At 76.0% G+C, this 8,710-nt stretch carries 9 protein-coding genes; 4 read left to right on the top strand and 5 right to left on the bottom strand.

The window, feature by feature from the left end:
• Positions 1-709: ATP-binding cassette domain-containing protein (locus tag FB00_RS19060; RefSeq protein ID WP_047234491.1), on the top strand; the 709-nt coding region annotated here is incomplete at its 5' end.
• A gap of 42 nt (positions 710-751) precedes the next feature.
• Here FB00_RS19060 and FB00_RS21365 read toward each other — a convergent pair.
• The 3 genes from FB00_RS21365 to FB00_RS19045 are packed head-to-tail and all read right to left on the bottom strand — an operon-like array spanning position 752 to position 2,631.
• Positions 752-1,291: a hypothetical protein gene (locus FB00_RS21365; RefSeq protein WP_052877791.1), complete on the bottom strand. Its 540-nt coding sequence runs from the start codon at positions 1,289-1,291 to the stop codon at positions 752-754.
• Positions 1,292-1,340: 49 nt separating this feature from the next.
• Complete coding sequence (locus FB00_RS19050) at positions 1,341-1,745, bottom strand: hypothetical protein (RefSeq protein WP_156186472.1); 405 nt, start codon at positions 1,743-1,745, stop codon at positions 1,341-1,343.
• A 7-nt stretch (positions 1,746-1,752) separates the two neighbouring features.
• A complete protein-coding gene (locus FB00_RS19045; RefSeq protein WP_231581948.1) occupies positions 1,753-2,631 on the bottom strand; it encodes an RNA polymerase sigma-70 factor in 879 nt (292 codons plus the stop codon).
• Between the two features lie 395 nt (positions 2,632-3,026).
• Here FB00_RS19045 and FB00_RS19040 point away from each other — a divergent pair, with 395 nt between their 5' ends.
• Positions 3,027-3,977: an alpha/beta hydrolase gene (locus FB00_RS19040; RefSeq protein ID WP_047234489.1), complete on the top strand. Its 951-nt coding sequence runs from the start codon at positions 3,027-3,029 to the stop codon at positions 3,975-3,977.
• A 55-nt stretch (positions 3,978-4,032) separates the two neighbouring features.
• Entirely contained in the window at positions 4,033-4,752 is a 720-nt protein-coding gene (locus FB00_RS19035; RefSeq protein ID WP_047234488.1) for an alpha/beta fold hydrolase, read from the top strand.
• Here the strand turns inward: FB00_RS19035 and FB00_RS19030 are convergent.
• Both FB00_RS19030 and FB00_RS19025 read right to left on the bottom strand, forming a co-directional pair.
• Positions 4,724-7,039, bottom strand: coding sequence for an ATP-binding protein (locus FB00_RS19030; protein WP_052877789.1), 2,316 nt, complete (start codon positions 7,037-7,039; stop codon positions 4,724-4,726). The two genes, FB00_RS19035 and FB00_RS19030, sit on opposite strands and share 29 nt — an antisense overlap.
• Before the next feature lie 145 nt (positions 7,040-7,184).
• The gene (locus tag FB00_RS19025) at positions 7,185-7,943 is read right to left on the bottom strand and encodes an SDR family oxidoreductase (RefSeq protein WP_047234487.1); all 759 of its coding nucleotides are present in this window, start codon (positions 7,941-7,943) and stop codon (positions 7,185-7,187) included.
• Positions 7,944-8,090: 147 nt separating this feature from the next.
• Here FB00_RS19025 and FB00_RS19020 point away from each other — a divergent pair, with 147 nt between their 5' ends.
• Complete coding sequence (locus FB00_RS19020) at positions 8,091-8,687, top strand: GNAT family N-acetyltransferase (RefSeq protein WP_047234486.1); 597 nt, start codon at positions 8,091-8,093, stop codon at positions 8,685-8,687.
• Positions 8,688-8,710: the final 23 nt, after the last annotated feature.

Below are 8,710 nucleotides of genomic sequence, written 5' to 3'. Positions count from 1 at the left end.
GGGCCTGGACGCGAAGGTCCAGGCCGCGCAGGACGCGCTCGACGCCGCGGCGGCCCGCGTGCGCGACGACGAGCACGTGCACCTCGTGCTCCCCGACCCCGACGTGCCGCGTGGCCGCCGCCTCGCCGAGCTGCACGGGACGAACCGGACGGTCGTCGTGCAGGGGCCCGAGCGCGTCGCGCTCGTCGGCGCGAACGGGACCGGCAAGACGACGCTCCTGGAGAACCTGCTCGCCGGTCGCGCACCGGAGCCCGGTCGGGCCGGCGGCGTGCTGCTCACCGACCGCGTCGGCTACCTGCCCCAGCGGCTGGACGGGCTCGACGACGCCCGGAGCGCGCTCGAGAACGTGCGCGACGGGGCGCCCGGCGCGGCCCCGGGCACGATCCGCAACCAGCTCGCGCGCCTGCTGCTGCGCGGGTCGAGCGTGGACCGCCCGGTGTCGACATTGTCGGGCGGAGAACGGTTCCGCGTCTCGCTCGCGCGGCTCCTGCTCGCCGACCCGCCCACCCAGCTCCTGGTGCTCGACGAGCCGACGAACAACCTCGACGTGCGCAGCGTGGACCGGCTCGTCGAGGCCCTGTCCGGCTACGCCGGCGCGCTGCTCGTCGTCAGCCACGACGACGGCTTCCTCGCCCGCCTCGGCGTCGACGTCGTCCTCGAGCTGGACGCCGCGGGCGCCCTCCACGAGGTCGCGCCACCGCGTCGCTGACACACCGGGCGGCGCCCCGGTCACCGCCGGGGCGCCGTCAGGTCAGGTCAGGTCGGGCGCGTCCCGCACGACCGCGGCCATCGCAGCCGTCGCAGCGGCGTCGGCGTCGGCGTACGGCCAGCCCGGGCTCGCGGCGCGCGCGTGGTCGTTGAGCGCGCCCAGCACGTCCAGCGCCCGCGCACCCACCGCACGGGCCTGCGGCGTGAGGCCGCCGCGGATCTTGAGCTGACCGAGCACGATCGCGACCTGCGCCCGCGCCTCCGCCGCGAGCGCCGCCTCGTCGAGCGCGCCGGAGCGGAGCCCGTCGGACGCGGCCTGGCGCCCAGCCGACCAGACGTCCTCCGGTACCCCGAGGTCCCACGCCGCGAGGAGCCCGTCGACGAACGCGGGCAGCGCGTCGTCGCGGCCCTCGGCCGCGTACCACTCCTCGAGGTCCCGCAGCGCGTCGTGCCCGGAGTCGTTGCCGAACGGCGAGAAGTCCTCGCCCTCGTCGTAGAACGGCTCGGGGGCGAGGGACACGAACGCGGGGTGGCTCGTCGTGGGAGACAGGCCCTCGTCGCGGTCGTCGAGGTAGAGCGTCATGGAGGCGACCCTAGACCCGTGCCTGACCCGTCGTCGCGCCGCCCGGACGTCAGTCCCGGTTCCACCGCTCGAGCTTGGACGGGCTGAGCACGACCCATGCCTCGGCGACCCGGCCGGACCGCACCGCGACGCTCACGACGCCCGTCACGACGCCGTCCTGGCGCACCACGAGGCCGGCGACGCCGTTCACCGAGCGCGCCGCCACCTCGACACCCGGACCGGGGCGCAGCACGCGGCACAGCGCGCGCGCCGTCTCGTCGACGCCCTCGACCTTCCCGGGCGTCGCGGCGGCGCTGCCCGCCGCGTCGACCCACAGGGTCGCCGCCGGGTCCAGCAGTCCGCGCACGGCGTCCCGGTCGCCGGCCGCGGTCGCGCGCAGGAGCGCCTCGACGACGCGGTCGTGCGCGGCGCGGTCGGCCTCGCGCCGTGCCACCGCCCTGTCTCGCTGGGGCATGCCGGGCCTACGCGGAGACGGCCGCGAGCTTCTGCGGATTCATCATCCACAGCACGCGGTCGATGCCGTCGGTCGTGGCGCGGACCGTGAGCACGGCGAAGAGCTCCCCGTCGCGCGAGAGCTTGACGGCCGGGTGCCCGTTGACGTCGGCGGACTCGACCTCGACGCCCGCCCAGAAGCGCTCGGCGAACGCGTGGTGGTACTTCGCGACGCGCGGGCGCCCGACGACCGGGAACTTCGACGCGCGGACCGCTCCCCCGCCGTCGGAGTAGGAGATCACGTCCTCGGCGAAGAGCTGCTCCAGCAGCGCGACGTCGCCCGCCTTGGCCGCGGCGACGAAGGCCGTGAGCAGACGGCGCTGGGCCTCCGGGGCGACGGGCGCGCGGCGCTCCTCGCCGAGATGGCGGCGCGCCCGGCTCACGAGCTGGCGCACGCTGGCCTGGGAGTGCCCGATGATCTCCGCGATCTGCTCGTACGGGTAGTCGAACGCCTCGCGCAGCACGTACGCCGCGCGCTCGGTCGGGGTGAGCTTCTCGAGGAGCATGAGCAGCGCGACCTCGAGCGCCTCGCCCCGCTCGGCCCCGAGCGTCGGGTCGGCGCTCGTGTCCACGGGCTCGGGCAGCCACGGGCCGATGTACGTCTCGCGGCGCACGCGCGCGGACTGCGCGACGTTGATCGCGAGCCGCGTCACGGTCGTCGTGAGGAACGCGTCCGGGTTGCGCACGGTCGAGCGGTCGTACGTCTGCCAGCGCACCCACGCGTCCTGGAGCACGTCGTCGGCCTCGGCCGCGCTGCCCAGGATCCGGTACGCGATCCCGAACAGCCTGCGCCGCGCCGCGCTGAACTGCTGCTCCGCCGTCGTCAGGTCCGCCGCTCGCTCGTCCACGCCCGCCATCCTCGCCCGCCCTCGTGCCGCCGTCACCCCCGGCCGGTCGGCCGGGCGCTCTCCCCCACCCGACCGAACAGCGCGGCGATCTGTGACACGGCACGACGAACGCGACGCGCACGGGTCCGGCGGCGGGTGGGACCAGCCGCGATCTGCTGGGCGCCTACCCCGTGAAGGGCCGCCTGAAACCCGGTGCTCCCGCTCTTACCTCACGACTCGACCGGACCCGTCCGACGCGCGTCGTCCTGCTGCACCCCGTTCGACCGCGCGAGCGCCCGGCCTGTGACACGACGTGGGCGGAACCCGAGTCCTGCGTGCGTTCTTCGTGGTGCCCCGGGCCGCGGGTTCCCAGGCTGGAGGGGCAGGGGATCCATCGCACCGAAGGAGAGAAGACCATGAGCGAACCCGTCCTGGAACCGGAGGCGCAGGCGTTCGCCGACGCCGTCGCGGCGCCCCCGTTCGTCGACGAGCTCGGCCCCGAGCGTGCCCGCAAGGTCCTCGACGACCTGCAGGCGCAGCTCATCGAGATGGCCCAGGTCGAGGAGACCTGGGTGACCGTCCCCGCGGGCGACGGATCGGTCCGCGTCCGCGTGGTCACGCCACGCGGCACGACCGGGACGCGGCCCGTCGTGCTCTACCTGCACGGCGGCGGCTGGGTGCTCGGCGACGCCGGCACGCACGACCGCCTCGTGCGCGAGCTCGCGGTCGGCGCCCGCGCGGCGGTCGCGTTCGTCGAGTACGACCGCTCACCCGAGGCGCGCTACCCGGTCGCGCTCGAGCAGGGCTACGCGGTGGCCCGGTGGATCACGACGCAGGGCGCCGCGCTCGGCCTCGACGCGTCACGCCTCGCGGTCGCGGGCGACTCGGTGGGCGGCAACCTCACGGCAGCGCTCACGCTGCTCGCCAAGCAGCGGGGCGACGTGACGTTCGTCCACCAGTCGCTGTACTACCCCGTGACCGACGCCGCGCAGGACACGGCGAGCTACCGCGAGTTCAAGGACGGCCCGCACCTCACGGCGCGGGCCATGGCGTGGTTCTGGGACAGCTACCTGCCCGACGTCGACCGCAGGTCCGAGATCACCGCGTCGCCGCTGCGCGCCTCCCTCGACGACCTCGCCGGGCTCCCGCCCGCGTTCGTGGTCGTCGACGAGAACGACGTCCTGCGCGACGAGGGCGAGGCGTACGCGCGCAGGCTGCTCCAGGCCGGCGTGCCCACGACGAGCCTGCGCTACAACGGCACGATCCACGACTTCATGATGCTCAACCCGCTGCGCCCGACCCGTGCCGCCACGGCCGCCGTCGAGCAGGCGGTCCACGTGCTGCGCACCGCGCTCGGCACCCTCTGACCGGCCACAGAGCCGCGCCCCGTACCGACAGCTCCACCGAGAGAAGGAAGAACCCATGTCCACCACGAAGCCCATCGTCCTCCTGGTCCACGGCGCGTTCGCCGGCTCCGACAGCTGGGACGGCGTCGTCGAGCGCCTCCTCGCGCAGTCGGTCGACGTCGTCGCGATCGCCAACCCGCTGCGCTCCGTCACGGGCGACGCCGAGTACGTCCGCGACGTCGTCGCGGCGATCGGCCGCCCCGTCGTCCTCGTCGGGCACTCGTACGGCGGCATCGTCGTCACCGGTGCCGCCGCGGGCGTCGACGCCGTCAAGGCGCTCGTCTACGTCGGGGCGTTCGCGCCCGACGCCGGCGAGTCCGCGCTCCAGCTCTCGGGCAAGTTCCCCGGCAGCACGCTCGGCGAGACCCTGATCGGCTACCCGCTCACGAGCGGCGGGAACGAGCTGCGGATCCGCGGCGACGCGTTCCCGTCGCAGTTCGCGCACGACGTCCCGGTCGAGCGCGCCGTCGTCATGGCCGCCGAGCAGCGTCCCGTCACCGAGCTCGCGCTGAGCGAGGGCCTGCCCGGCGCCGAGGCGGCCTGGCGTCAGGTCCCGTCGTGGTTCGTCTACGGCGAGGAGGACAAGAACATCCCCGCCGAGCTCCAGCGCTTCATGGCCGAGCGGGCCGGGGCGCGCGCGAGCACCGCCGTCGCGGGCGCGTCCCACGCGCTGTCGGTCTCGCGTCCCGCGGAGGTCGCGGCGACGATCATCGACGCGGTCGCCGCCGTCTCCTGACGGTCCGACCCGTGCGGCCCCCGTCGCCCCGGCGACGGGGGCCGCTGTCGTCCCCGCCCCGCACCAGCGCGCCCGCGGCCCGCGCCGCGGCGAGGCCCTCCGCGTCGCCCGAGCCCTCGAAGAGCTCGACGGCCCGGGCCAGGTCGGCGCGCGCACCCGCGTGGTCGTCCTGCGCGCGGCGGGCATGGGCCCGGAACACGTGCATGTGCGCGGCCGACGGGCGGGCGCCCTGCGCCAGGAAGCCCGTGATCGCCTCGTCCGCGACGCGGCGCGTGGTCGCCCAGTCCTGCCGGTCGAGGCTGATGCGCGCGATCGTGCCGAGCGCGTGCAGGGCGGTGAACTCGGCGACCTGCCCACGCGGTGCGGTGCGGGGGTCGCGCACGAGCGCGACGACGTCGCGCAGGTGGGCGATCGCCTCGTCCGCGCGTCCCAGAGCGGCGAGCCCCTGCGCCCGCTGGAACAGCGCCTGCGGCAGCCCCTCGCGGTCGTCCGCGCGCCGGAAGAGCGCGATCGCGTCCTCCGACGCGACGACGCTGCGCGCGTGGTCGCCCGCGGAGCTCGCGCACCAGCCGACGTAGTAGGCGGCCCACGCGCGCAGGTCCGGTTCGCCGACCCGCTCGGCGACCTCGCGCCCACGCTCGGCTGCGGCCGTGCCCGCGGCGACGTCGCCCCGGCAGTGGACCTGGGCCCACGCGAGGTAGCCGAGGTGAGTCGCGAGGAGCGCGTCGTCGCCGAGCGCCGCGGCCGCCTCGGCCGACGCCGCGTAGACCTCGTGCCAGTGACCCCAGTAGGGCCACAGGTCCGAGAACCAGTGCAGGGCCTCGGCGACCTCGACCACGACGCGGTGGTCGCCGCCCCGGCCCGCACGGCCCAGGGCCGCGAACCACGCCACCGCCTCGTCGGTGAGCCAGGCGCGGGCCTCCTCGCCCGTCGCCAGCCCGACGACGTCCTCGGTGTCCGCGGACCCGTCGCCCAGGACGTCGGGCTCGAACCACCGGCCCGCCCGGACGGCGGTGCGCAGGAGCCACGCGTCCGCCGCGGCGCGCACGTCGGCGCGGACCTCGGCGGGCTCGGCGTCCACGAGCGCGCGCTGCGCGTAGAGGCGCAGCAGGTCGTGCAGCGCGTACCGGTCGTGCTCGGCCGGGCGCACGAGGCTGAGCGACACGAGCTCGTCGAGCAGCTCCTCGGTCGTCCAGACCGGCTCCTGCGCGAGCGTCGCGGCCAGCCCGGCGCCGACGTCGCGCCCGTCGGTGAGCGCGAGGCGACGGAACAGCCGCTGCGCGGCCGGTCCGAGCTGGTCGAACGAGAGGTCGATCGCGGCGCGCACCGAGAGGTCGCCGGCGGCCAGGACGTCGAGGCGACGGTCCGCGACCGCGAGGCGGGAGGCCAGCGCGTCCACCGTCCAGGTCGCCCGGCTCGCGAGCCGGTTGGCCGCGATGCGCAGCGCGAGCGGGACGTCGTCGCACAGCTCGGCGAGGCGCGCGAGGTCGGCCGTGGACGCCTGCTGCTCGGGGACGATCCGCGCGAGCAGGGCGCGCGAGTCGCCGGAGCTCAGCCGCTCGAGGTCGACGCGCACGACGTCCTCCAGGCCCTCGAGGCGTCGTCGGCTCGTCACGAGCACCGCGGCGGGGCCCGTCGACGGGAGCACGGCGCGCACCTGCGCCTCGTCGTGCGCGTCGTCGAGCACCACGAGGACGCGCCGGCCCGCGAGGAGGGCCCGCAGCCGGGCCGGGTCGTCGCTGCCCCGGGTGCCCGTCCCGACGAGCGCCTGGACGAGCCGGGAGACCACGGCGCCCTGGCGCACGGCATCGGGCGCGGTCCCCGCGAGCTCGAGGAAGAGCTGGTCGTCGAACTCGGCCTGCAGCCGCTGCGCGGCGCGCACCGCGAGGCTCGTCTTGCCGTACCCCGGCGGTCCGGTGACGACCACGACGGGCGGCGGCGCGCCCGGAGCGGCGCGCAGCGCGCGCGTCACGCGGTCGAGCTCCGCGGCGCGGCCGGTGAAGTCGGCCGTACCCCGCGGCAGCGGCAGCCGCCACCCGGGCTCCGGTCGCGCCCGGCGCCGCCCCTCGCGCGCGGCGCGCAGGACGGCCGCCCGGTCCCGCTCGTCGAGACCGAGCGCGTCGACGACGGCCAGCATCGTCCGGTGCTGAGGTCCCCGGGCCGCGCCCCGTTCGATGTCGCTGAGGGCCCGGTCGCTGACGCCCGAGAGCTCGGAGAGCCGCTCCAGGGTCAGGTCGGCGGCGAGCCGGAGCCGGCGCAGCGTCGGGCCGAGTGCTTCCGTGTCCATGCGCGCCTCGCCGTCGTCCCGCAGGGGTGTCCCGTCGTCGCGCCGGGCGGGCGGCCCCGCGCGTCCTCGCGCGTCCTCGTGCGAGGACGCGGGTCGGGACGCCCGCCCGGCGAGCAGGGCCGAGGTCTCTCGGCCGGTCCGTCCGCTAGCGCGTCGCCACGGACTGCTGCTGGCGCCAGTCCGCGAGCCGGGTGGCGCCGAGCACCGCGCCGTCGCCCGGGACGAGCGAGCCCTCGGACAACGGCGCGCCGAAGTACCGGGCCTCCGGGTCGGCGACGACCTCGCGCGGGTCGTCCAGCGACGCGAGCGTGGTCCGGACGAGCTCGTCGAGCCGGTAGACCTCGGGCCCCGCGACCTCGACGATGCCGCGCACCGGCGCGCCCGTGGCGACGTCCGCGACGGCGACGGCCACGTCGGAGGCGGCGATCGGCTGGAACAGGACCGGCGCGAGGTGCACGACGCCGTCCTGGGTGGCGCCGTCCGTGATCGACTTGAGGAACTCGAAGAACTGCGTCGCGTGCACGATCGAGTACGGCACCGGCGAGCCCGTGATGAGCTCCTCCTGGGCGATCTTCGCGCGGAAGTACCCGCTCTCGGTCAGGGACTGCGTCCCCACGACGGAGAGCGCGACGTGGTGGCGGACGCCGGCCTTCTCCTCGGCCGCCAGGAGGTTGCCCGTCGAGGTGCGGAAGAAGTCGAGGACCGCCTGGTCCTCGAACGAGGGCGAGTTCGAGACGTCGACGACGACGTCCGCGCCCTCCAGCACCTCCGCGACGCCCTCCCCGGTGAGGATGTTGACGCCCGAGTTGGGCGAGGCGGGCACGGCCTCGTGGCCGCGGTCCCGCAGCACGGTGACGAGCTTCGAGCCGATGAGCCCCGTACCGCCGATCACGACGATCTTCATGGTGTCCTCCTGTCGCTGCGTGCGGCGCGTGCCGCCCTGTCACCCCTGTCGACCGGACACCCGCGCCGCGTGTGACACGTCCCCCGGGGCCGTCCCCGGCGGCAATCTGCTCGATCCCCGTCCGGGACGCGTGCCAGGGTGATGCCCATGGCAGACACCACCGACGTCCGTCCGGACGCCCTCGACCGGGTCGCCTGGCCCGTGACGACCCCGCGCCTCGTGCTGCGCCGCGCCCGGCCCGAGGACGCGGACTCCCTCTTCGCCTACCGCAGCCTGCCCGCCGTGGACCGCTGGCTCACGCAGCGGTTCACCGCCGCCGAGGAGTGGCGCGAGCACCACGCCGATCCCGGCCGGCTCGCCACGACGCTCGTCGTCGAGCACGACGGCGAGGTCGTCGGCGACCTCTACCTCGCGGTGCGCGACGGCTGGGGCCAGCGCGACGTCGTCGACCGTCCCCGCCCGGACGAGGCGGAGATCGGCTGGGCGCTCTCGCCGTCGCAACAGGGGCGCGGGTACGCGACGGAGGCCGTCCGGGGCCTTCTCCGCGTGTGCTTCGAGGACCTGGGCCTGCGGCGGGTCGTCGCGAACGCGTTCCTCGCGAACGAGCCGTCGTGGCGGCTCATGGAGCGCGTCGGCATGCGTCGCGAGGGCGTGGGCGTGCGCGACTCGCTGCACCGCGACCTCGGCTGGGTCGACGGCGTGACGTACGCGCTGCTGGCCGACGAGCGGCGCGCCGGTGCGTGACCCTCGCGCGACGCCACGGCCCA

The sequence above is a fragment of the Cellulosimicrobium funkei genome, from assembly GCF_001019615.1.
In the GTDB taxonomy this organism is placed as follows: domain Bacteria; phylum Actinomycetota; class Actinomycetes; order Actinomycetales; family Cellulomonadaceae; genus Cellulosimicrobium; species Cellulosimicrobium cellulans_E.
The sequence above is the reverse complement of the archived record's forward strand: the minus strand, read 5'-3'. Positions and strand labels throughout refer to the sequence as shown.

Coding starts and splice junctions, on each gene's coding strand:
- FB00_RS21365 (WP_052877791.1), bottom strand. CDS start 1,291: ATGACGCTCTACCTCGACGACCGCGACGAGGGCCTGTCTCCCACGACG.
- FB00_RS19050 (WP_156186472.1), bottom strand. CDS start 1,745: ATGCCCCAGCGAGACAGGGCGGTGGCACGGCGCGAGGCCGACCGCGCC.
- FB00_RS19040 (WP_047234489.1), top strand. CDS start 3,027: ATGAGCGAACCCGTCCTGGAACCGGAGGCGCAGGCGTTCGCCGACGCC.
- FB00_RS19035 (WP_047234488.1), top strand. CDS start 4,033: ATGTCCACCACGAAGCCCATCGTCCTCCTGGTCCACGGCGCGTTCGCC.
- FB00_RS19030 (WP_052877789.1), bottom strand. CDS start 7,039: ATGGACACGGAAGCACTCGGCCCGACGCTGCGCCGGCTCCGGCTCGCC.
- FB00_RS19025 (WP_047234487.1), bottom strand. CDS start 7,943: ATGAAGATCGTCGTGATCGGCGGTACGGGGCTCATCGGCTCGAAGCTC.
- FB00_RS19020 (WP_047234486.1), top strand. CDS start 8,091: ATGGCAGACACCACCGACGTCCGTCCGGACGCCCTCGACCGGGTCGCC.